The organism is Bacillus sp. GC_Bacil_1, assembly GCF_026540675.1.
Taxonomy (GTDB): Bacteria; Bacillota; Bacilli; order Bacillales; family Bacillaceae_G; genus Bacillus_A; species Bacillus_A cereus.
Map to the genome: position 1 here is coordinate 15,185 of NZ_JALNUG010000023.1, position 21,628 is coordinate 36,812.

Genomic DNA, 21,628 nt, shown 5'->3' on the forward strand with positions numbered 1-21,628 from the left:
TCAAAGTATTGTCAAAAAATATAAGGATTATAAGCTTTCTTATTGATATACTGGACTTTACGGAAAAAATCACTATAAGAAATGAGGAATTTATTCAGTATGGAATGGCGTAATATATATCGTGGATTTTGTATGGGCGTTAGTGATTTAATTCCTGGTGTGAGCGGCGGTACAATCGCTGTTGTGTTAGGGATTTATGAACAATTGCTTGCGGCAATTAGTGGATTCTTTAGTCGTGAATGGAAAAAACATTTAGGGTTTTTAATTCCACTTGCAGCTGGTGTGGCAGCAGCGTTTTTAACGTTAAGTCATGTTATTAAATATTTACTTGCAAATCATTATGAACCGACTCAATTTTTCTTCCTCGGTTTAATTATTAGTATATTACCGATGTTAATGAGAGAAGCTGATGCAAAGTCGTCGTTTAAAGGTAAGCACATTGTTTTATTAATAGTTGCAGCAATTCTTGTTGCGATCACAGCTTTCTTTAAACCAGATAAGGCAGCAGATCCAATTACGACGTTAACAATTTTAAATGCAATTGGTTTATTTTTCGCAGGATGGATGGCTAGTATGGCTATGCTACTTCCTGGGATTAGTGGATCGTTTATTTTATTAATTATTGGTGTGTATCCAACAGCAATTAACGCTTTAACTACACTTAACTTACCTTTAATCGTGGTTATCGGTGCTGGTGTTATGGTTGGATTTGTTGTAAGTAGTAAAGGCATTAGTTTTTTATTAGATCGTTATAAAAGTATGACATTTGCGGCAATTATTGGACTAGTTATCGGTTCGATTGTAATTGTGTTCCCTGGTATTCCAACTGGTGGATTTTCAATTATAAGTTCAATTATTACCTTTATTTTAGGATTTGCGATTGTTACTTATTTCGGTAAGAAATAAGGGCTTTAATCCCCTTGGCGATAAAAATCGTTAAGGGGATTTTTCATGCTATTCATTAAAAGTCTAAGCATTTACATTGCTTGTTATGGAAAGCTTTTTTAAAATTGTTGAGTAGCGTATGCTTAGCGAAAGAGGACTGGCTCCTTCGTTGTAGCAAACTGTTTTTGATAGTATAATGAAAGAAGTATGCAGTGAGAAATTTTACTGCAAGTAGCTGAGGTGAAGAAACATGCAAAGAGTGACAAACTGTGTGTTAATTAGAGATAATGAAGTACTCTTACTCCAAAAACCTCGCCGAAATTGGTGGGTTGCACCAGGCGGGAAAATGGAGCGTGGTGAGACTGTAAGAGATTCCGTTGTTCGCGAATATCGCGAAGAAACAGGTATTTATTTGAAAAACCCAGCGTTAAAGGGGGTCTTCACCTTTGTCATCCAAGAAGGTGATAAAGTTGTTTCTGAATGGATGATGTTCTCCTTTTTAGCGACAGATTTTGCAGGAGAAAACAAACTAGAGAGCGAAGAAGGCATCATTGGTTGGCATACATTTGATAAAATTGATGATTTAGCAATGGCGCCAGGAGATTATCACATTATTGATTATTTAATTAAAGGAAATGGCATAATCTACGGTACATTTGTATATACCCCAGATTTTGAGTTGCTTTCATATCGATTAGATCCGAGTTAAACCGTCAAGGAGAGGATACGATGACAGAGAATAATGATATAAAAATGGTAATTATTACAGGGATGTCTGGAGCTGGAAAAACAGTAGCTTTACAAAGTTTTGAAGATTTAGGATATTTTTGTGTAGATAATTTACCACCGATGTTATTGCCAAAGTTTATTGAGCTTATGGCGGATTCAAAAGGGAAAATGAATAAAGTGGCACTTGGTATTGATTTACGTGGCCGCGAGTTTTTCGAGCATTTATGGGGAGCACTTGATGATTTATCAGAACGTACATGGATTATTCCTCATATTTTATTTTTAGATGCGAAAGATAGTACGCTTGTAACTCGTTATAAAGAAACGAGACGTTCGCATCCACTTGCACCAACTGGTTTGCCGTTAAAGGGAATCGAAGCAGAGCGCAATTTATTAACAGATATGAAGGCACGAGCAAATATTGTGCTTGATACATCGGATTTAAAACCGAAAGAATTACGTGAAAAAATTGTTCACTTGTTCTCAACAGAAACTGAGCAAGCATTTCGTGTAAATGTTATGTCATTTGGATTTAAGTACGGTATTCCAATTGATGCAGATTTAGTATTTGATGTTCGTTTTTTACCAAATCCATATTACATTCCACATATGAAGCCATTAACAGGACTAGATGAAGAAGTTTCTTCCTATGTACTGAAATTTAATGAGACACATAAGTTTTTAGAGAAGTTGACGGATCTGATTACTTTCATGCTGCCTCATTATAAAAGAGAAGGCAAAAGTCAACTTGTAATTGCAATTGGATGTACAGGTGGACAGCATCGTTCTGTTACGCTTACAGAATACCTTGGGAAACATTTGAAACCAGAGTATAGTGTTCATGTATCTCATCGTGATGTGGAGAAGAGAAAGGGCCATTAAGGGATGAAAAAAGAGAGAAAGCCTAAAATTGTCATTATGGGAGGCGGGACTGGACTTTCTGTTTTATTAAGAGGATTAAAGCAATATCCTGTTGATATTACAGCAGTTGTTACAATCGCTGATGATGGTGGCAGTTCGGGTCGATTACGTGATGAGCTAGAAATTCCACCTCCAGGTGACATCCGTAACGTACTGGTTGCGTTATCGGATGTAGAGCCACTGGTGGAAGCTTTATTTCAGCACCGTTTCACAACAGGAGACGGACTGAAAGGTCATGCGTTAGGAAATCTATTGTTGGCAGGTATGACCTCGATTACAGGAGACTTTTTCCATGCAATTACGGAAACAAGTAAAGTATTAAATGTCAGAGGACGTGTATTACCAGCAGCGAATCAAAGTGCGGTACTTCATGCGGAACTTGAAGATGGGGAAATTGTAACAGGTGAATCAAAGATTCCTTATTACGGAAAGAAGATTAATCGTGTCTTTTTAACTCCAGAAGATGTAGAGCCATTGCATGAAACCTTGGCTGAGATTAAACGAGCTGATTTACTTGTTTTCGGCCCAGGAAGTTTGTATACGAGTATATTACCCAACTTAGTTGTTAACAAAATTGGGGACGCTGTTCTTGCTGCAAAGGCGAAGAAGGTATATGTATGTAACGTTATGACACAAGCGGGTGAAACGATGGGATATACTGCTTTTGATCATGTGCAGGCGTTACACGATCATTTAGGGCAACCATTTATTAATACTGCAATTGTAAATAACCGTGAGATTCCTTGTGAATTACGTAAGTTATATGAGGAAGAAATGTCTACACCAGTTGTAGTGGATGAAGAACGTTTTGCTGAAAATAATATTGATGTTATTCAAGAGGGACTAGCGAAGTATGATGATCGTGTTGTAAGGCATGATACGTTAAAGTTAGCTTCGATTTTATATTCATTGTTATAAATGTGCGTTGCCTCGTTTGAGGTGGCGCTCCTCATTCATATAGGACAAGAATTTTGTTCCATAATAATCGTATAAGGAGGTGTTGACTGTGTCATTTGCATCAGAAACAAAGAAAGAGTTGACGAATCTTGAAGTGAAAGAATGCTGTGAGAAAGCAGAATTATCGGCGTTACTTCGAATGAACGGATCGCTTTCTTTTTCAAACCGTCGTCTATCTATCGATATTCAAACAGAAAATGCGGCAATTGCAAGAAGGATTTATACGCTTTTGAAAAAAGGATATGATGTGACGGTAGAATTACTTGTTCGTAAAAAAATGCGATTGAAGAAAAATAATGTATATATCGTAAGGCTTGTTGAAAAGTCTCGCGAAATATTAGCCGATCTTCATATCGTTCGAGATGACTTTTCATTTATTCGAAATATATCACAAGAATTGATTGAGAAGAAGTGTTGTAAACGATCATATTTACGCGGTGCATTTTTAGCAGGTGGTTCAGTAAATAACCCAGAAACATCATCTTATCATTTAGAGATCTTTTCGTTATATAAGGAACATAATGATGCTATATGTGAACTGATGAACGGATTTGATTTAAATAGTAAGACGTTGGAAAGAAGAAAAGGGTACATTACGTATTTGAAAGAAGCGGAGAAAATTACGGAATTTTTAAATATTATTGGTGCTCATAATGCACTTTTAAGGTTTGAAGATATTCGAATCGTACGTGATATGCGTAATTCCGTAAATCGTTTAGTGAACTGCGAAACAGCTAATTTAAATAAAACAATTGGTGCAGCGCTAAGGCAGATTGAAAATATCCGCTATATTGATGAGACGGTTGGTCTTGATATATTGCCAGATAAACTACAAGAGATTGCGCAACTACGAAGAGATTATCAAGATGTAACATTGAAAGAGTTAGGTGAGATGGTATCCGGGGGGAAAATTAGTAAATCGGGTATTAATCATCGTTTGCGTAAAATCGATGAAATTGCAGAGAAATTACGCGCGGGGGAAACGGTAGCAAAAAAATAAGAGGTTAAAGGGGAAATGGAGCTGTGGTTCAAAAACGAGTTCAGGTTTCATTAAAAAACGGTTTACAAGCACGTCCGGCTGCGTTGTTTGTACAAGAGGCAAATCGCTTTCATGCAGATATCTTTATTGAGAAAGATGGAAAGACAGTAAATGCAAAGAGCATAATGGGGATTATGAGCTTAGCAATTGGAACTGGAAGCATGATAACAATTACAACAGAAGGTTCAGATGCACAAGAGGCTTTAGAAGCATTAGCTGCATATGTACAATAAAGAGCTATCGCGTATATGCGATAGTTTTTTTGTTTTGTTGTTTGTGCGGATTAGCGGGGAGGGGTATTTAGCTGGTTTGTCCTTGTCGGAGATTGTCGGTAAATCGATATGTTGTGTCGAACCGTTGATATATTAAAAAAATCGTTGATATAATTTGAGTTTTGTTCGATATAATTGAAAAATCGTTGATATATTTAGAGGGATACTGGATGGGGTATGTGAGCGGGGAACAATATATAAAAGAAGCGCCCAATTATAGGGCGCTTCCACTTTTAGTTATATCTAGCTCCAGCGGCTAGAATCTCCGGTTGTTTCGCCCCTTCATTCGAGGCAAAAAGCGCCTCGGAATCAGGGGCTCCATCGCCCTGCGATTCTAAACGAGCCGCTTTCGCTTTTAAGTATTAACGATTTGTAAAGATCTTATCGATTAAACCGTATTCTAAAGCTTTTTCTGCTGTCATGAAGTTGTCGCGGTCTGTGTCGCGTTGTAGTACTTCAAGTGGTTGACCAGTGCGGTCAGCAAGAATTTGGTTTAGTTTTTCACGTAAGAATAGGATACGTTTTGCAGCGATTTCGATTTCAGTCGCTTGACCTTGTGCTCCACCAAGTGGTTGGTGAATCATTACTTCACTGTTTGGAAGTGCATAACGTTTTCCTTTTTCACCTGCTGCAAGTAAGAATGCACCCATAGATGCAGCCATACCGATACAGATTGTTGATACTTGTGGTTTAATAAACTGCATTGTATCATAGATTGCCATACCTGCTGTGATAGAACCACCAGGGCTGTTGATGTAGATGTGAATATCTTTTTCTGGATCTTGAGATTCCAAGAATAAAAGCTGGGAAACGATTGAGTTAGCTACGTTGTCATCAATTGCACTACCAAGCATAATGATGCGGTCTTTTAGTAGTCGAGAGTAAATATCGTAAGCGCGTTCTCCACGATTTGTTTGTTCAATTACTGTAGGAATTAAATTCATCTGTTATTTCCTCCTTCTAAAGCTTTCTTAGTCTTATAATACAATTATGGTCAATAAAGGTCAAACGAAACCACTTTAAATCAAAAAATATGTAGTTGTACCATGAAATATTCGCTATGTTTTCGAAATTCCCTGCTTATGTATCTTCAACATCATAACCGAATTACATAAATTTAAACGTTATGAAAACTGGAGAAAAAGGAAAAGAACGCTTGTTAACTGAAGCGTTCTTTCGATAATTAGTCTTTTAAAAGATAGGTAACTCTATTTAAAATCTTTTCGATTTGTTTCGCGTTTTTACTATACATTTCGCTTGCTGACTTCGACTTTGTTTCTAGGGAAAATAGTTCAAGATCAGCATGACATTTTTTTAAAGATGCTAATAATAAAGGTTTGTTTTGAGGAGAAGGCATTTGGAGTTTGTCATTGTAAATGTCGATAGTAAGTTGTCCGTATGAATCCACTTGACCGAGAAAGACATTTTCAATAACAACGCCGAGTTTTTCTAATTCTGAATGTAGCCAAGCACGGTTATGTCCGCTTGCTGAAAGAGGTTCATCTAGTACATTTCCATCCATAATAACAGTTTGTGGTTCTTTTTCATTCGGTACTTTTAAACCGATGTCTTTTGCAGTAAGTGGCTGAGAATCTTTCTTTAATAGTACATTTAATTCTCCGCTCGGTTCTAAGACAGCAAATTCGACTTCAGCTACGCTGAACGCACTTTTCCCTCGGAGTAGTTCAAGTAATTCGTCACTCGTATATTTTTCTTTCTTTAAGTTATCTTCGAGTATCTTTCCATCTTTTATTAATACGGTAGATTTCCCTTCAAAGAAATCCCGAGCTGTTTTGTTCTTTAAGGAGAGGATTCCTGTGAAAAAAGGTACCGCAGCGAAAATGAGTATCGCAAAGACGCCGTGGAAAAATTTCGAATCGAGCCCTGTAGATACTTGGGCAGCGATGTCACCGATTGTCATTCCGGCAATGTATTCAAAAAAGGAGAGCTGAGAGATTTGTCTTTTCCCTAACCATTTCGTAATAGCGAATAAAATAATTAATATGAATACAGAGCGAAGAATGACAAGTGTCCATTCCGGCAGGTGAGACATAGTCATTTCCTCCAGTCTACTTAAAACCCTTTATATTGAGGTTCTTCACGTTCTAATACTGAAACTCTATTCTGTAAATCAGCGATGACGTTGTCCATTTCTAACATACATTCATGAAATACGCGTTTGGATTCGTCGTCTTGTGAATTTAATGAAAGAGAGCTTAAACTTGCTTGAGCTCCTCTTACACTAGCAAGGCAAGTTTTTACGCTAGCGATAACAGTCATACAAACACTCCTTATCCTTTCGGTTTAAATAACAATGCACCTATGAAGCCGAAAATAATAGCCGCGGATACGCCGGCGCTCGTTACTTTAAACATGCCAGTAATAACGCCAACGATGCCATGTTTTGCAGCTTCTTCCATTGCGCCATGAACAAGGGCATTACCAAAGCTTGTAATAGGTACAGTTGCCCCGGCTCCAGCGAAATCAATTAATGGTTCATACAAATTGAATCCATCTAATATTGCTCCGGCAACAACGAGTGTTGCCATTGTATGAGCTGGTGTTAACTTGCCGACATCAAACATAAGTTGTCCGATTACGCATATGAGTCCGCCGATGACGAAAGCCCAGAAAAAAATCATTGCGTTGCACCTCCAAATTCAATCGAAACGGCGTGAGCGATACACGGAATCGTTTCTTCTTGTTGGAATGTAAGTGGAGATAGTAAAGCGCCTGTCGCAACGACAAGTATTTTTTTGAACTCTCCTCTTTTCATTCGGTTTAATAAATGACCGTACACGACTGTTGCGGAACATCCAGGCCCGCTAGCACCAGCTATGACAGGTTGTCCTTCTCTATAAATGATAATTCCGCAATCTTGAAATTGTTCGCTCGTTACTTTCGTTCCGTGTTTATGTAGTAAGTCATAAGCAATTTCGCGTCCTACATGTCCGAGATCGCCTGTTACGATTAAATCGTAGTAAGAGGCATCGATTTGTCGTTCGCGTAAATGGGCTTCGATTGTATCAACTGCAGCTGGAGCCATCGCGCCCCCCATATTAAAAGGGTCTGTTAATCCCATATCAATAACTCGTCCAATCGTTGCAGAGGTTACTCTTGGACCATGTCCAGTATCGCTTAAAATGGCGGCTCCTGCTCCGGTTACTGTCCACTGTGCAGTAGGTGGCTTTTGTCCGCCGTATTCGGTAGGATAGCGGAATTGTTTTTCTACAGCTGTATTATGACTGGATGCACCAGTTAATAAATATTTTGCGCCTTTTGCATTTACGATACTTGCCCCAAGTGCTAAACCTTCCATAGAAGTAGAACAAGCCCCGAATAATCCGAGATAAGGAGTGCCAAGTGTCCGGCAAGCAAAGCTTGTTGGAGTAATTTGATTGATTAAATCTCCTGCAAGTACAAATTGAATATCATCTTTACGAAGCTCTGCTTTTTCAGTAGCGCGACTACAAGCTTCTTCGAATAAAATTTTATGTGCTTTTTCATAGGAATCTTGTCCGAGCCATAAATCTTCATGAAGGATATCGAAGTCTTCTGGGATGTTCCCCTTTGCTTCAAACGGTCCACCAACGACTCCTGTCGAAATAATAACGGGTTTATTTTCAAATACCCACGTTCGGTGTCCTTGTAACATTTATAGACCTCCCCATTGAACGAGAATCGTTTTAATAAGTGCGATGACGAAAGCTGAAAATACACCAAATAAAATAACAGAACCCGCTAGTTTAAACATATTGCCGCCAACACCAAGGACGAATCCTTCCGTTCGGTGTTCGATACATGCTGCAATAACAGAGTTACCAAATCCAGTAACAGGTACAGCTGTACCAGCACCAGCAAACTGTCCAAAACGATCGTATATACCAAATCCAGTTAGTAACATAGAAATGAAAATAAGAGTTGCGACTGTTGGATTTCCTGCTGAGCGTTCAGTGAAATCAAAATATGTGATGTAAAAAGTAGAAATAAGTTGTCCGATGAAGCAAATAAAACCACCGACGAAAAAGGCTTTTATACAATTTTTTAAGACAGGTCGTTTCGGTTCGCGTTCTTGTTCGAATTTTTTATACTCCTGTTGTACAGGGGTTAAGTTTTTATCTTTACTAGACATTGCAATCCTTCCTTTTCTTTTAAAAAGCGTTAAGTGTTAGACTCCATTTTTTTACCAATGAATTTTAATTGTTTATTAATTTCATCTTTAGATACTTCTTTTTCCTTAATTTTTCTTTCGAGTTTTTCGAGTAACATAAAGATTTTTTTATCTGTACTGACACGAACATCGAAAGTAGGATGCTCATCACTTAGCTGCTTTTGAAGCTTTTTACGAAGAGGTTTTAATCCAAACCTTTCGTGATGCTCAGGTGTAACTGCTATGTAGAGATCTAAATTTGAATTCACTGCTGTGCTTTTTATAATTTCATCCATAGCGAGAGCTCTTTTCTTTGCTCCTTGTGATATAGATTGATTAAAGGATTCCGTACTCGTCTTTGTTAACTTTGGACCTTTTTCTTTCTCCGTTCGTTTTGCTTCTTCTTTCACTTTTTTATCTAAAGGACTATTATCACATCCGGTAAAAGAGCTAAATAGAAGTGCAAATAATGCGGTTATGAGGCCGAGTTTTCGCATAATTATCATTCCATTTCTATTGCAATATGTAATGTGATAGAAAAAGGATGACTGCATATCATCCTTTTTCTATTTCACAGCAAGACTGATTCGTTATTGCTGTGAGTATTGTGGTTCTTCTTGTTGGACTTCTTCAACGCGTGGGTTTAAAGAATCGATAATCGTTTGTGTTTGCTGCGCAGCTGTTTGGAAAAGTTGCTTAGCTTGTTGGTTATCCGTATCAAGAGCGAATCCCTCTAAGCTAGCTTGTGCACTTTTTAATCCAGAAACAGTTTGCTTTAGTTTCGTAATTACAGTCATTGAATGAAGCCCCCTTTGGAATATCAATTCAAAGATTATAATTTGTGAGTTGGGGTGAATTTATGATTGGAAAATTTAGGGATATTACATGTGTGGATTACAATTTTGTAATGAATATGTAAGGAAAAGCGATAGTGGAAAAACCCTCTTTCTCCTAGAATAAAGAAAGTAAAGTAAGTTAAAAGGATATTTTAAGGAGAGAAAAATGAAGAAATTATTATTAGGTTTAATTGGACTTTTTATATTAGTTATTGGTGTGGCAAGCTTTTCTCATAATGAGGTGACTGATAGATATAATCCGCTTGTGAAAGAAGAATTTGTATATGTAAAAGCGAAAGAATCTGGCCGATTATCTACAGTTGGAGAGGTAGCTGGAGACTATAAACTTACTGGTTATTACGCTTCGGGTGAAGGAAGAGACGTTAAGTTTTATGCACCTCGTGGGCTTCGAGAAGGAGCGTATGTAAAGGTTAAAACAAAAGGTGAATATATTGAAACATACCAAGAAGTACAGCCGAATGAAATTCCAAAAGAGATTAAAGAGAAACTAGATAAATAAAATGGGTAAGAAGTGCCTCCTAAATGTAGAAATTAGGGGGCTTTTTTATGCAGACAAAAAGCATATATATAATGTGCTATCAAAGAGTTTTTATTGATTTAAATGGTTTTTATTGCTATTATTATGAAGAGAAAATGAAGTGTTTTCTATAATCATGCGCCCATAGCTCAGTCGGATAGAGCGGTGGTTTCCGGTACCACGTCTGCCGGGGGTTCGAATCCCTCTGGGCGCGTTAAAAAGTCCTAACTTACGTTTTGTAGGTTAGGACTTTTTTTTATTTATCTCATTATTTAAGGGTTAAACAAAACAAACTGATGGAAGTTTCATTTTATATGTGTACTTTCAAAATGCCTTGTCTCATTGCTTCTGTTAAAGCTTCGGAGCGTGATCCTACTTTTAATTTTTTGAAGATTTTTGTTAGGTTGTATTCTACAGCTCTTGAACTCATGTACAGTTCATCAGCAATTTGTTTATTGCTACTTCCTTTAGAGACGGATTCTAAGATTTCTAATTCTTTTTGTGTAAGAAGAGCGGTTTTATTTTCAAGTTGTTGAGTCGTTATATCGTCTGTACGTAGTTGACGTAATAAAGAAATAGGAAGTAAAGTATATCTATTTACAGCTGCACGAATTGCCATTAATAGCTCTTGCTGAGAAGCTGATTTACTAATAATTCCGCTGATACCAGAGTTTATTAATAAATTAAATTGGGATACGTATTCAAAACCTGTGTATAAAATGATTTTTGCATCTGTTTGAATATGTAATATTTTCTGGGCGAGTTCAATACCACTACAATTGGGCATATTCATATCCAAGAGATATACGTCAAAAGGTGTAGCGTCACTTTTTATAAGTGCTTCCTGTTCATTTAAAATATATTCTGCTTGCATATCTTCTTCTAATTCAATCATGCTCTTTGTTCCTTCGCCTACAATTTGATGATCATCTACGATTAATACTCGAATCATTATTTACCACCTCGGAACTGTAATGTTTACTTGAAGTCCTTTTTTAGTTTCGGATACTATATGTATTTCTCCGCCAATTGAATGAAGCCTTCCTTTTATACCGGAAATCCCCATATGCTGCTTAGGAGAGTAGGGAGTGTCTATATCAAAACCTTTGCCGTTGTCTCGGTAGTCTAGGAAAATGCAGTTATTCTCTTCCCATAAAAAAATCGATACGATGGTTGCCTCGGAATGTTTATCTGCGTTTGTTAGTAGTTCTTGAATGATACGATATAAAGATAAAATTTTGTCAAAATCGTAATGATGTTCTTGAATTGATTCATGATCAAATTGAATATGAAACTGCACACGTAATTGTGTTTGGGCTAGCAATTCTCTTAATGCACCAATTAAACCAGCATCTGATAAAAGTGATGGACGCAATTCATTGCATGTGTCGCGAATTTGTTGTATTACATCGTGCATACCGAAGTGGATTTTTTTTAGTTCATTTTTTAATTCTAGTGGAACGGATTTGTTTTTTAGTAAAGAGTCTAGTTTGCGGTACCATACGATTTGATCTTGTAATGCAGAGTCGTGTAAATCTGAAGCGAGTCGGCGCCTTTCTTGTTCAGAAATTTGAAAGAGTAGGCGTGATAAGCTTGCAGAATTTGTTTTGGATTCTAAACTCTCCTGCTCTAGAGAATGAATAATTTCATTAATAGTATACAAGTTTTCGTAAATAAGACGGACGTATGTCGTGACAGTGATGAACCATGATTTTTCATGCGTATTATATTTAATATTATTCAATTTTCTTCCAATCCAGATGTAGTGTTTTATATGTTTAGTAGAGTATAAGTAAATGCCAATGCATCCATCATCCTCTAATAAATCATTAATTAGTAATGCTGCCATACTCCATTTTTTCTTTTTAGAAAGTGTGAAATCTTTCGTTTGTCGATATCCGTTACAGAGTGTATATGTGTTGTCTTTCATATCATATTGAACAAATTGAATAAAAGAAGGTTTCAACATCGAAACGATTTCATTAGTGGATTTTTTCTCTAACTCTTCTGTTTTCATAATAGATGATAGCTGTGCGGTAAACTGTTCAATGTTTACGTATAAGTTTGTTTTAGTCCGAAAGAGGTGATTACGGAATGTAAAATCTAATCTTTCTTTTAATATGAGAAATAGAATGTTTAACGGAAAAATAATAATAAAACTTTGCAGTAGTCGAGAGAGAAAATTGTCTTTGTAATAAATGCTCCAGCTCGTAATGATTGCAATTAATAGAGTTGGAATTAGTGACAGAAATGCGTAATACCGTAAACGATCAAATACAAACTCTATATCAAAAATCTGCTTCGTCGCTACTAAATAAAAATACCCGATTGGAAGAGCGATTAGGAACATAGCGCCAATATCTGCTGAGAGAATAGGTGTTTTGAATATTGCATCTGGAAGAGCATAGAGTGTAACGAACGGAAAGAAGGCAATGGAATGAATCGTGAGCATTAATTTTAAAAATGGTTTATGTACTGTACTGTGATATTTGATATAGGCACGGATTAAAAAATATATACAAAAGATAATATTTATTGAAAGGTAAATTAGTTCTAATCCATCGGTATTAACTATTGGACATGGAATGAACATCGTTAAAATAGAGAGTAATAGTAAAATAATGCCGATTGTAATATCGATTTTTAGAAATCTCATAGAAATAACGTATAGTTGCTTTTTCTTGAATAATTCATTCAACAATAAAATGAGAGACATAGGTGTACCTTGAAATACAATACTTAAAATAATGAGAGCGATAAAATCACCTTTACCAGATTCAACTGCGATTAGAAGACTTGAGGAAGTCATGAATAGAAACGTGATCAAAAAGAATGTTTCCCGGTTCAAAGGCTTCTTTGTATAAAGAAAAATAGATAACCCTAAACAAATAAAAGCGAGTAGGAAGGGAAAGTATACAGAAATAATTTTGTCACGAGAATCAATAAAATGTTGTGTTCCTTTATAAGTTTGGGTAATATCGTCTTTTTTAATTTGTATTTCAGATGCATTTAGTGATTGGTTTTGGTATCCAGGAAGTATTCCTAAATGAGGCTTTTCTTTATTTATCGAATAGATTATATCTCCTTCTTTTAAGTCCGTATGAAAAGCCCAACCGGAGGATTTAATTTTTGCTATTGTGTATGTAGTTGAGTCTGTTTTAGAAATAAGAACTCCACTATATGGTTGGTTTATTTTATATAAGATATAGCCTTGTAAACAAAAAATACAGGATAGTTACACATAAAATGAAAACGAAATTACGTTGTATCTGCAACGGTTTAGACACCTCTCTTTGTAGGTATATCGTTTAATTTCTGAATATTTTTATAATAACATTTAAGAAGTTTTCATACAATCAATGTCATCTGTTGAAATTGCGGTGAACCACATAAGAGTGGTTCGCCTTTTTTACGGTAAATACAGTACGGATTGCGGACAATAGCATCAGAAAGAAGTCTATGATAAAGATACAACTTAACAAGTAAATGAAGGAGGCAATAGTGATGAAAAAGTTTTTGTTGATGGTAGGCGGGATTGCATTAGGAATGGCGGTTATTTATTTCGTAAAAAGCTAAAAGGGGATGTTATATATGGCATTTGAAATTCAAGGATTAGATAAAACATTTGGTGAATATAAAGCCGTTAATGATTTAAATATACGTGTAGAAGAAGGTGGAATTTTAGGGATGCTGGGCCGAAATGGTGCTGGTAAGACGACAACGATTCGTATGATCTTAGATTTAATCAAACCGGATAGCGGCCAAATTCTATGGAATAATCGCCCTTTTTCAAAGAAAGACCTATCTATTGGCTATTTACCAGAAGAGCGTGGATTATACCCGAAAATGAATGTAGTGGAGCAATTGGTGTATTTCGGCAAGTTAGAAGGAATGCCAGCTAATCTTGCAAAAAGGCATGCGTTACAGTGGCTAGAAAAATTAGAAATGACACCACATTTAAAGAAGAGAACAGAGGAATTGTCAAAGGGAAATCAACAAAAAATTCAATTGATTTCAGCGATATTGCATAATCCGGAATTCATCATACTAGATGAACCATTTAGTGGATTGGATCCTGTAAATGCAGAGATGTTAAAAAATGTTGTGCTCGAGTTAATCGCGCAAAGAAAAACGATTATCTTCTGTAGTCATCAAATGGACAGTGTAGAAACGTTCTGTGAGGAAATTTGTATTATGAAAAATGGTCAACTTGTATTATCGGGTGCCTTGTCAGATATTAAGAAAAGTTATCAATACAAATATATGACGTTGCAAACGGAAGGGGATATTGAACCTATTCTTAAGAAAAAAATTTCAATTTTGAAAAAGTTAATCGTACGTTCATGATTAAAGTTAATGATGGAGAGGATGCATTTTCGCTGCTTGAAGACATTAAAACTAAACAATATATCCGAGATGTTTCTATTAAAGAACCTTCTTTACATCAAATCTTTGTTGAAAAGGCGGGTGCATAAGTAATGAGGAATTTCTAGATTGTTTTAGGGTAAACGTATTGGGATCGTGTGAGGACGAAAATATTTATTGGGATGACATTGTTATTAATAGGGGGAGGGATATTCTTATTCTCCTTTCCAACTTTAGTACAAAAGTTTTCTGGAGAGAAAGAAAAAGCAAAAGTTGTATTTATTTCCGAAGCACCTAATGTTACTTTGGATCAATCTAATCTTAGTAAAGCTCTTCCAGAATGGGATTGGTCTTTAGGTGATAAAACAAAATTAAATCAATATAAGCAACATTTGTTAGATAAGAAAGTCGAAGCGCTCTTTATATTAAAAGAGGGTGCGGGTGCTGAACCAGTATTAGATTACTTTATGAAGGTGGATAATCCTAAGTTGATTCAAAGTGCGCAGGTATTTGTACAAAATCAGTATTTTCAAAGTGCGGTAGTTAAACAACAGTTATCAGAAGAGGCTGTGAAATCACTGACGATGAACGTGCAAGCGAAAAAGCAAAACTTAAATAACGAAGAAACAAGCTCATTCTTACTGGTGTATTTATTAGTAGCGATTATGTACTTAGCAATTACTTCGTATGGAAATGCGATTGCTACAGCGGTAGCGTCAGAGAAGGCGTCGCGTGTTATGGAAGTGATGGTAACGAAGGTGTCGCCTGCTCACATGGTCTTTGGGAAGATATTAGGAGTCGGTCTTGCTAGTTTGACACAGTTATTTATTTTCTTCCTTAGTATGGCGCTATATATTAAATCTGGAATTTTTAAGGTATCGGATTCGTTTTTTGGAGTGAATATTGATGTAAATATGATTACAGGTGAGCATGCTGCATATTTCTTGTTATATTTTGTTCTCGGTTACTTCGTTTATGCGGCACTTTTCGCAGTGTTTGGTTCTATGGTAAGCAGGCCAGAAGAATTATCCGGAACAACGATGCCGATTACTCTTATATTGATGGGAAGCTTAGTGGTGGAGTTATTAGTAGTACTTGATAACCCTGAAGGGCTAGTATCAAGGGTGACATCATATGTTCCGTTTACAGCTCCAATTAGTATGGTAGTTAGGATTATAAATGGATCCGTTGGGAGTTTAGAAATTATTACATCTATGGTTGTATTACTGGCTAGCATTAGCTTAATTGCTATGTTTGCAGCGAAGGTCTATCCGAAAGGTGTATTAAGAAGTGGTAAGAGCCTTAAATTCATTCAATTGTTAAAAAATAATTAATTGCAGGGGGGAATAAATTATGGGATTTTTTTCGAAAAGAAAACAAAAAATGATGGATAGTAATAACGAGAGAAGCGTGAAAAAAATAGTTGAGTTGTCTGTGGAAGAGATGAGAGGAATTCAAGGAGCGTCTAGTGAATCGAACGATTATCTCTATGATTCCTATGTAATTAGGAATCAAAGTTCCTTAGCTTTAAATAAGAGGTTTCTTTCTTAATTAAGAATCGTAAAAGAGTAGTTAGGCATAGTGAAGTGTCACTATACCTAAACTGCTCTTTTTATTTTGGAATTGAACAGAGATAAATTTAATGTTGTTATATATAAAATTAAGGGTTACTATTAGTATGTGGTAACAAATAATTGAGTTTATTATTTTCTTTCAATATTATTCAAATTTAGGTTGTAAGTTGTAAATCTCATTAATACATATAAATTAATAATATTTTGGAATGGGTGTCTGTGATAGCATTCTCCTTTTACCAAACTTATTGTACAATAGAAACAAGGGGGAGATTAGTTTGAAGGCAAGTCTTTTACAAGAACAAAGCTTACGTTTGGCAATGACACAAGAGTTAAGGCAAGCGATTACAATGCTCCAGTATAATGTACAAGAATTATCGGAGTTTTTGTATGAGCAATCGTTAGAGAATCCCCTTATTGAGTTAGGTGGTTTTGAGAGGGAGAAGAAAAAGAGCTCTAACAACAGTAAAAGTACCAGCAAACAAGTCGAGAATCAGATGGAGATCTACAGTGTGGATTCTACAACGATTCAGCAACATTTATTAAATCAAATACAGTATTATAAAATAGATGAAGAAGAGCGAAAAGTAGCTTCTTTCATTATTATGAACATGGATGGAAATGGATATTTACAAGAAACGAATGAAGAGTTAGCAGAGCTCCTTTCTGCGCATATTCATGTAGTCGACCGCTCTGTAGAGCTTGTCCAATCACTGGAACCAGCAGGGGTAGGGGCGCGTAATATTCAGGAATGTCTAACCTTGCAATTGAAGCGCTTACAAAGACGGAATGGATTAGCAGAAGAGGTTGTAGAAGATCATTTCGCTTATTTTGTGAAGAAAGATTGGCGAAAGCTCGTTCAAGTGTTGAAATGTAGTAATGAGGAATTACAGAGTGCGGTAAATTGTATAACGTCATTACAACCAAAACCAGGTCTTGCGTTTTCTTCAGATAAACCACTTTATATTGTGCCTGATATGGCGGTGAAAAAAGATGGCGATCGCCTCGTTTTACAAATGAATGAGAGAAATATGCCGAGAATTGAAATTCATTCTGAATATAGTGCGCTTCTTAATAATAGTGAAAGTGAAGTAGCATCTTACGTATCAGAAAAGTATCAGCATGTGCAGTGGATTATGCGCAGTTTGAAGCAGAGAAAACAGACGCTGCTGCAAGTGATGAATATTATTATGGAAAAACAACGTGATTTCTTCTGGAAAGGTCCAGAGTATTTAAGACCTCTCGCTTTAAAAGAGGTAGCGGAAGAGTTAAGTGTGCATGAATCAACAATTAGTCGTGCGACGCGAAATAAATATGTGCAAACACCACACGGTTTATTTGAGATGAAATCGTTCTTTAGCAATGCCGTTTCGACGACTGAAGATGAAGCAGTTTCTACAAAACGTGTAAAACAATTTATTCAAACGCTAGTTGGGGCAGAGGATAAGAAAAAGCCACTTTCAGATCAAAAGATTTCAAAATTATTAGAAGAAGAGCATGAAATTGTTATTTCTCGAAGAACAGTGGCGAAGTATAGAGAACAAATGCATATCCCAGCTTCGTCATTACGAAAAACGATCGGATAGGTGAAGAAGATGAAAGTTGTACTGTATACTAAAAAAGATTGTGGCCTTTGCGTGAAGGCGAAACAAGTTTTACAGGAAGTACAATGTGAATATTCTTTTCAAATCGAGGAAATAGATATATATGAAGATAATGACCTTTTAGAAAAATATCACTTAATGATTCCGGTTGTAGAAATGGACGGAAAACAAGTAGAATATGGTAACATTCACAAAGGTGTCATAATAAACTATATAAAGAATGCAGTTAAGAGTTGAATAAGTTTCTATCTCCTGTTACAATAATACACGTAGCAGGGATTATTTTTTTAACCTATGTGGGACACAAAATGTCACTACGGGACGTAAAGTGACCACGAAGGAAAAATGAACCAATGTAGTGAGGAGAAAAGATATGCGCTCATGGATTCAGAACACAAAAAAATTATTACCTGATCTGCTACCTGTTATGCAAACGAGAATGCAAATTCTTCAATACATTAGGCTCATGCAGCCGATTGGAAGAAGAAACTTATCAGCAAGCCTCGGTATGACAGAACGAGTATTGCGAAGTGAAGTTCAAGTTTTGAAAGAACAAAACTTAGTTCACGTCGCTTCTTCTGGAATGACTTTGACAGAAGAAGGAACAGCTTTAGTTCTTGCTTTGGAAGACTTTATGAAAGAAATTTCCGGGTTAAAGGTTTTAGAAAAGCAACTTAAGGAAACATTAGACTTGGATGAAGTTTTCGTTGTCCCTGGTGATAGTGATGAATCACCTTGGGTCAAACTGGAGATGGGCCGTGCTTGTGTGACTTGTATAAAAGACCGTCTGACAGCGAATAATATCGTTGCTGTGGCTGGAGGAACTACGCTAGCTGCTGCTGCGGACATGATGCAACTTGATTGCAAAGATTTACATATGCTATTTGTCCCAGCACGTGGTGGAATTGGAGAAGGTGTTGAATTAGAAGCCAATACCATTTGTGCCAAGATGGCGCAAAATACGATGAGTAATTATCGCTTATTGTATGTTCCAGACCATGTTAGTAGCGAAGCATATGCGTCTATTGTGACAGAGCCTTCCGTGAAAGAAGTTCTTGAGTTGATTCGATCTTCCAATATCGTCATTCATGGAATAGGTGATGCGTTAACAATGGCACGTCGCAGAAGTACTTCAGAAGCAGATTGGTTAAAGATTCAAGCAAGCGAAGCAGTTGGCGAAGCTTTCGGTTACTACTTTAATGAAGAAGGAAATGTTGTTCATAAAGTAAGAACAGTTGGTATGCAACTTGAGGATTTACAAAATGTATCTCACGTTGTTGCAGTCGCTGGAGGTTCTTCAAAGGCAAAAGCAATACAGGCTGTAATAAAGCAAGGGCACACTTCAATTCTAATTACAGATGAAGGTGCAGCAAAACAATTAACAAAGGGTTTTACCCTTTAATATAATCCCCCAAGGAGGAAATTCAAATGACTAAAATTGGTATTAATGGATTTGGACGTATCGGACGTAACGTATTCCGCGCAGCTCTTAACAACTCTGAGGTAGAAGTAGTAGCAATCAACGACTTAACAGATGCTAAAACATTAGCTCACCTTTTAAAATATGACACAGTTCACGGAACTTTAAATGCAGAAGTATCTGCTAACGAAAACAGCATCGTTGTTAACGGTAAAGAAATTAAAGTTATCGCTGAGCGTGACCCAGCTCAATTACCATGGAGCGACTACGGAGTAGAAGTAGTAGTAGAATCTACTGGCCGTTTCACTAAAAAATCAGACGCTGAAAAACACTTAGGTGGATCAGTTAAGAAAGTTATCATCTCAGCTCCAGCTTCTGACGAAGATATCACTGTAGTTATGGGTGTTAACCATGAACAATACGATGCAGCTAACCACAACGTAGTATCTAACGCTTCTTGTACTACAAACTGTCTAGCTCCATTCGCTAAAGTATTAAACGAAAAATTCGGCGTAAAACGCGGAATGATGACAACAATTCACTCTTACACTAACGACCAACAAATCTTAGACTTACCACACAAAGATTTACGTCGTGCTCGTGCAGCAGCTGAAAACATGATCCCAACATCTACTGGTGCAGCTAAAGCTGTAGCATTAGTATTACCAGAACTTAAAGGTAAATTAAACGGTGGCGCTGTACGTGTTCCAACTGCTAACGTTTCTCTTGTTGACTTAGTTGTTGAACTTGACAAAGAAGTAACAGTTGAAGATGTAAACGCAGCATTCAAAGCAGCAGCTGAAGGCGAATTAAAAGGTATCCTTGGATACAGCGAAGAGCCATTAGTATCTATCGACTATAACGGATGTACAGCTTCTTCTACAATCGATGCATTATCTACAATGGTAATGGAAGGTAACATGGTTAAAGTACTTTCTTGGTACGATAACGAAACTGGTTACTCTAACCGCGTAGTAGACTTAGCAGCTTACATGACTTCAAAAGGTCTTTAATTCTTAATTATATAAGTTATCAATGACAAAACGAGGGAGAGGGTTTGTTCCCTCTCTCTCTTCTTTCGTTTTAAAAGCAAATGTGTTAAGCTTTTGAATGGGTTTTGTCAATCCTAACTAGTAGTCGGAGGGAAATCCAATGAACAAAAAATCAATTCGTGACGTAGATTTAAAAGGTAAGCGTGTATTTTGCCGCGTTGATTTCAACGTACCTATGAAAGAAGGCAAAATTACAGATGAAACTCGTATCCGTGCAGCTCTTCCTACAATTAAATATTTAGTAGAGCAAGGTGCGAAAGTTATTTTAGCAAGCCACTTAGGCCGTCCAAAAGGTCAAGCAGTAGAAGAATTACGTCTTACTCCAGTAGCAGCACGTTTAGGCGAGCTTCTTGGTAAAGATGTTAAAAAAGCTGACGAAGCATTCGGACCAGTTGCACAAGAAATGGTTGCAGCAATGAACGAAGGCGACGTATTAGTTCTTGAAAACGTACGTTTCTATGCGGGCGAAGAAAAGAACGATGCAGAACTTGCGAAAGAATTTGCAGCACTTGCTGACATCTTCGTAAACGATGCATTCGGTGCAGCTCACCGTGCTCATGCTTCTACAGCAGGTATCGCAGAATACCTACCAGCAGTATCTGGTCTATTAATGGAAAAAGAGTTAGATGTACTTGGTAAAGCACTTTCTAACCCAGAACGTCCATTTACAGCTATCATCGGTGGTGCGAAAGTAAAAGATAAAATCGGTGTAATTCGTCATCTATTAGACAAAGTAGATAACTTAATCATCGGTGGCGGACTTGCTTACACGTTCGTTAAAGCTTTAGGTCATGAAATTGGTCTATCTCTATGTGAAGACGACAAGATTGAACTAGCTAAAGAATTTATGCAACTTGCAAAAGAAAAAGGCGTAAACTTCTACATGCCAGTTGATGTTGTAATCACTGAGGAATTCTCTGAAACTGCAACAACTAAAATTGTTGGTATCGACTCTATCCCTTCTAACTGGGAAGGCGTGGACATCGGTCCTAAAACACGTGAAATTTATGCAGATGTAATTAAAAATTCTAAGCTTGTTGTATGGAATGGACCAATGGGTGTATTCGAAATGACTCCATTCGCAGAAGGTACAAAAGCAGTAGGACAAGCATTAGCAGATGCAGAAGATACATACTCTGTTATCGGCGGTGGTGACTCTGCAGCAGCTGTTGAAAAATTCGGTATGGCTGATAAAATGAGCCACATTTCTACTGGCGGCGGTGCGTCATTAGAATTCATGGAAGGTAAAGAGCTTCCAGGTGTAGTTTGTCTTAACGACAAATAAG

Annotated in this window: 25 protein-coding genes, 1 tRNA gene and 1 pseudogene; 17 read left to right on the forward strand and 10 right to left on the reverse strand. The window is 36.8% G+C overall.

Features of this window, described 5'->3' with window-relative positions; genetic code table 11:
* The first annotated feature begins 99 nt into the window (after positions 1 to 99).
* The 6 genes from OXT04_RS25595 to OXT04_RS25620 all read left to right on the forward strand — a co-directional run bounded on the left by OXT04_RS25595 (position 100) and on the right by OXT04_RS25620 (position 4,764).
* Positions 100 to 906, forward strand: coding sequence for a DUF368 domain-containing protein (locus OXT04_RS25595; RefSeq protein ID WP_000455196.1), 807 nt, complete (start codon positions 100 to 102; stop codon positions 904 to 906).
* A gap of 229 nt (positions 907 to 1,135) precedes the next feature.
* Positions 1,136 to 1,594 carry an NUDIX hydrolase gene (locus tag OXT04_RS25600; RefSeq protein WP_001190080.1) on the forward strand — a complete coding sequence of 153 codons (459 nt, stop codon included), beginning with the start codon at positions 1,136 to 1,138 and terminating at the stop codon, positions 1,592 to 1,594.
* A gap of 20 nt (positions 1,595 to 1,614) precedes the next feature.
* Positions 1,615 to 2,496, forward strand: coding sequence for an RNase adapter RapZ (gene rapZ / locus OXT04_RS25605; RefSeq protein ID WP_000138459.1), 882 nt, complete (start codon positions 1,615 to 1,617; stop codon positions 2,494 to 2,496).
* Positions 2,497 to 2,499: 3 nt separating this feature from the next.
* A complete protein-coding gene (locus OXT04_RS25610; protein ID WP_000712187.1) occupies positions 2,500 to 3,453 on the forward strand; it encodes a gluconeogenesis factor YvcK family protein in 954 nt (317 codons plus the stop codon).
* A gap of 88 nt (positions 3,454 to 3,541) precedes the next feature.
* Complete coding sequence (whiA, locus tag OXT04_RS25615) at positions 3,542 to 4,492, forward strand: DNA-binding protein WhiA (protein ID WP_000006566.1); 951 nt, start codon at positions 3,542 to 3,544, stop codon at positions 4,490 to 4,492.
* 23 nt (positions 4,493 to 4,515) lie between these two features.
* A complete protein-coding gene (locus OXT04_RS25620) occupies positions 4,516 to 4,764 on the forward strand; it encodes an HPr family phosphocarrier protein (protein ID WP_075717077.1) in 249 nt (82 codons plus the stop codon).
* 401 nt (positions 4,765 to 5,165) lie between these two features.
* On the opposite strand, the gene clpP is transcribed toward OXT04_RS25620, so the two are convergent.
* From clpP to OXT04_RS25660, 8 genes are all read right to left on the reverse strand, one after another.
* The gene (gene clpP, locus OXT04_RS25625) at positions 5,166 to 5,747 is read right to left on the reverse strand and encodes an ATP-dependent Clp endopeptidase proteolytic subunit ClpP (RefSeq protein WP_001049162.1); all 582 of its coding nucleotides are present in this window, start codon (positions 5,745 to 5,747) and stop codon (positions 5,166 to 5,168) included.
* Between the two features lie 239 nt (positions 5,748 to 5,986).
* The gene (locus OXT04_RS25630) at positions 5,987 to 6,856 is read right to left on the reverse strand and encodes a DUF421 domain-containing protein (RefSeq protein ID WP_072940926.1); all 870 of its coding nucleotides are present in this window, start codon (positions 6,854 to 6,856) and stop codon (positions 5,987 to 5,989) included.
* A 20-nt stretch (positions 6,857 to 6,876) separates the two neighbouring features.
* Positions 6,877 to 7,083 (reverse strand): DUF1657 domain-containing protein, encoded by a 207-nt coding sequence (locus OXT04_RS25635; protein ID WP_053563376.1) that lies wholly within the window; start codon positions 7,081 to 7,083, stop codon positions 6,877 to 6,879.
* A gap of 11 nt (positions 7,084 to 7,094) precedes the next feature.
* Entirely contained in the window at positions 7,095 to 7,445 is a 351-nt protein-coding gene (gene spoVAE / locus OXT04_RS25640) for a stage V sporulation protein AE (RefSeq protein WP_000575919.1), read from the reverse strand.
* Positions 7,442 to 8,458: a stage V sporulation protein AD gene (gene spoVAD, locus OXT04_RS25645; protein ID WP_000938970.1), complete on the reverse strand. Its 1,017-nt coding sequence runs from the start codon at positions 8,456 to 8,458 to the stop codon at positions 7,442 to 7,444. The genes spoVAE and spoVAD overlap by 4 nt, the downstream gene beginning before the upstream one ends.
* A complete protein-coding gene (gene spoVAC, locus OXT04_RS25650; RefSeq protein WP_000095399.1) occupies positions 8,459 to 8,935 on the reverse strand; it encodes a stage V sporulation protein AC in 477 nt (158 codons plus the stop codon).
* A 29-nt stretch (positions 8,936 to 8,964) separates the two neighbouring features.
* A complete protein-coding gene (locus tag OXT04_RS25655) occupies positions 8,965 to 9,450 on the reverse strand; it encodes a YhcN/YlaJ family sporulation lipoprotein (protein WP_001228545.1) in 486 nt (161 codons plus the stop codon).
* Between the two features lie 93 nt (positions 9,451 to 9,543).
* Complete coding sequence (locus tag OXT04_RS25660) at positions 9,544 to 9,750, reverse strand: DUF1657 domain-containing protein (RefSeq protein WP_000216166.1); 207 nt, start codon at positions 9,748 to 9,750, stop codon at positions 9,544 to 9,546.
* 205 nt (positions 9,751 to 9,955) lie between these two features.
* On the opposite strand from OXT04_RS25660, the gene OXT04_RS25665 reads away from it, so the two are divergent.
* Together OXT04_RS25665 and OXT04_RS25670 are read left to right on the forward strand one after the other, a co-directional pair.
* The gene (locus tag OXT04_RS25665) at positions 9,956 to 10,309 is read left to right on the forward strand and encodes a YxeA family protein (protein WP_016513219.1); all 354 of its coding nucleotides are present in this window, start codon (positions 9,956 to 9,958) and stop codon (positions 10,307 to 10,309) included.
* 156 nt (positions 10,310 to 10,465) lie between these two features.
* A tRNA-Arg gene (locus tag OXT04_RS25670) sits at positions 10,466 to 10,541 on the forward strand.
* Between the two features lie 96 nt (positions 10,542 to 10,637).
* Here OXT04_RS25670 and OXT04_RS25675 read toward each other — a convergent pair.
* Both OXT04_RS25675 and OXT04_RS25680 read right to left on the reverse strand, forming a co-directional pair.
* A complete protein-coding gene (locus tag OXT04_RS25675) occupies positions 10,638 to 11,279 on the reverse strand; it encodes a response regulator transcription factor (protein ID WP_267418529.1) in 642 nt (213 codons plus the stop codon).
* 3 nt (positions 11,280 to 11,282) lie between these two features.
* A pseudogene (locus OXT04_RS25680) lies at positions 11,283 to 13,602 on the reverse strand (sensor histidine kinase).
* Positions 13,603 to 13,918: 316 nt separating this feature from the next.
* On the opposite strand from OXT04_RS25680, the gene OXT04_RS25685 reads away from it, so the two are divergent.
* The 9 genes from OXT04_RS25685 (at position 13,919) to OXT04_RS25725 (ending at position 21,627) form a co-directional block, all read left to right on the forward strand.
* Entirely contained in the window at positions 13,919 to 14,674 is a 756-nt protein-coding gene (locus OXT04_RS25685; protein ID WP_267418532.1) for an ABC transporter ATP-binding protein, read from the forward strand.
* Positions 14,671 to 14,802: an ATP-binding protein DrrA1-3 family domain-containing protein gene (locus OXT04_RS25690; RefSeq protein WP_240520386.1), complete on the forward strand. Its 132-nt coding sequence runs from the start codon at positions 14,671 to 14,673 to the stop codon at positions 14,800 to 14,802. Before OXT04_RS25685 ends, OXT04_RS25690 begins: the two co-directional genes overlap by 4 nt.
* 72 nt (positions 14,803 to 14,874) lie before the next feature.
* Complete coding sequence (locus OXT04_RS25695; RefSeq protein ID WP_276591302.1) at positions 14,875 to 16,026, forward strand: ABC transporter permease; 1,152 nt, start codon at positions 14,875 to 14,877, stop codon at positions 16,024 to 16,026.
* Positions 16,027 to 16,045: 19 nt separating this feature from the next.
* Positions 16,046 to 16,243 carry a hypothetical protein gene (locus OXT04_RS25700; protein ID WP_000505575.1) on the forward strand — a complete coding sequence of 66 codons (198 nt, stop codon included), beginning with the start codon at positions 16,046 to 16,048 and terminating at the stop codon, positions 16,241 to 16,243.
* Positions 16,244 to 16,544: 301 nt separating this feature from the next.
* Positions 16,545 to 17,852: an RNA polymerase factor sigma-54 gene (gene rpoN / locus OXT04_RS25705; RefSeq protein ID WP_000647954.1), complete on the forward strand. Its 1,308-nt coding sequence runs from the start codon at positions 16,545 to 16,547 to the stop codon at positions 17,850 to 17,852.
* A gap of 9 nt (positions 17,853 to 17,861) precedes the next feature.
* Complete coding sequence (locus OXT04_RS25710; protein WP_000869730.1) at positions 17,862 to 18,107, forward strand: glutaredoxin family protein; 246 nt, start codon at positions 17,862 to 17,864, stop codon at positions 18,105 to 18,107.
* A gap of 136 nt (positions 18,108 to 18,243) precedes the next feature.
* A complete protein-coding gene (gene cggR / locus OXT04_RS25715; protein WP_001258185.1) occupies positions 18,244 to 19,272 on the forward strand; it encodes a gapA transcriptional regulator CggR in 1,029 nt (342 codons plus the stop codon).
* A 26-nt stretch (positions 19,273 to 19,298) separates the two neighbouring features.
* A complete protein-coding gene (gene gap / locus OXT04_RS25720; protein ID WP_000161234.1) occupies positions 19,299 to 20,303 on the forward strand; it encodes a type I glyceraldehyde-3-phosphate dehydrogenase in 1,005 nt (334 codons plus the stop codon).
* A 139-nt stretch (positions 20,304 to 20,442) separates the two neighbouring features.
* Positions 20,443 to 21,627 (forward strand): phosphoglycerate kinase, encoded by a 1,185-nt coding sequence (locus OXT04_RS25725; RefSeq protein WP_098250815.1) that lies wholly within the window; start codon positions 20,443 to 20,445, stop codon positions 21,625 to 21,627.
* Position 21,628 lies beyond the last annotated feature (1 nt).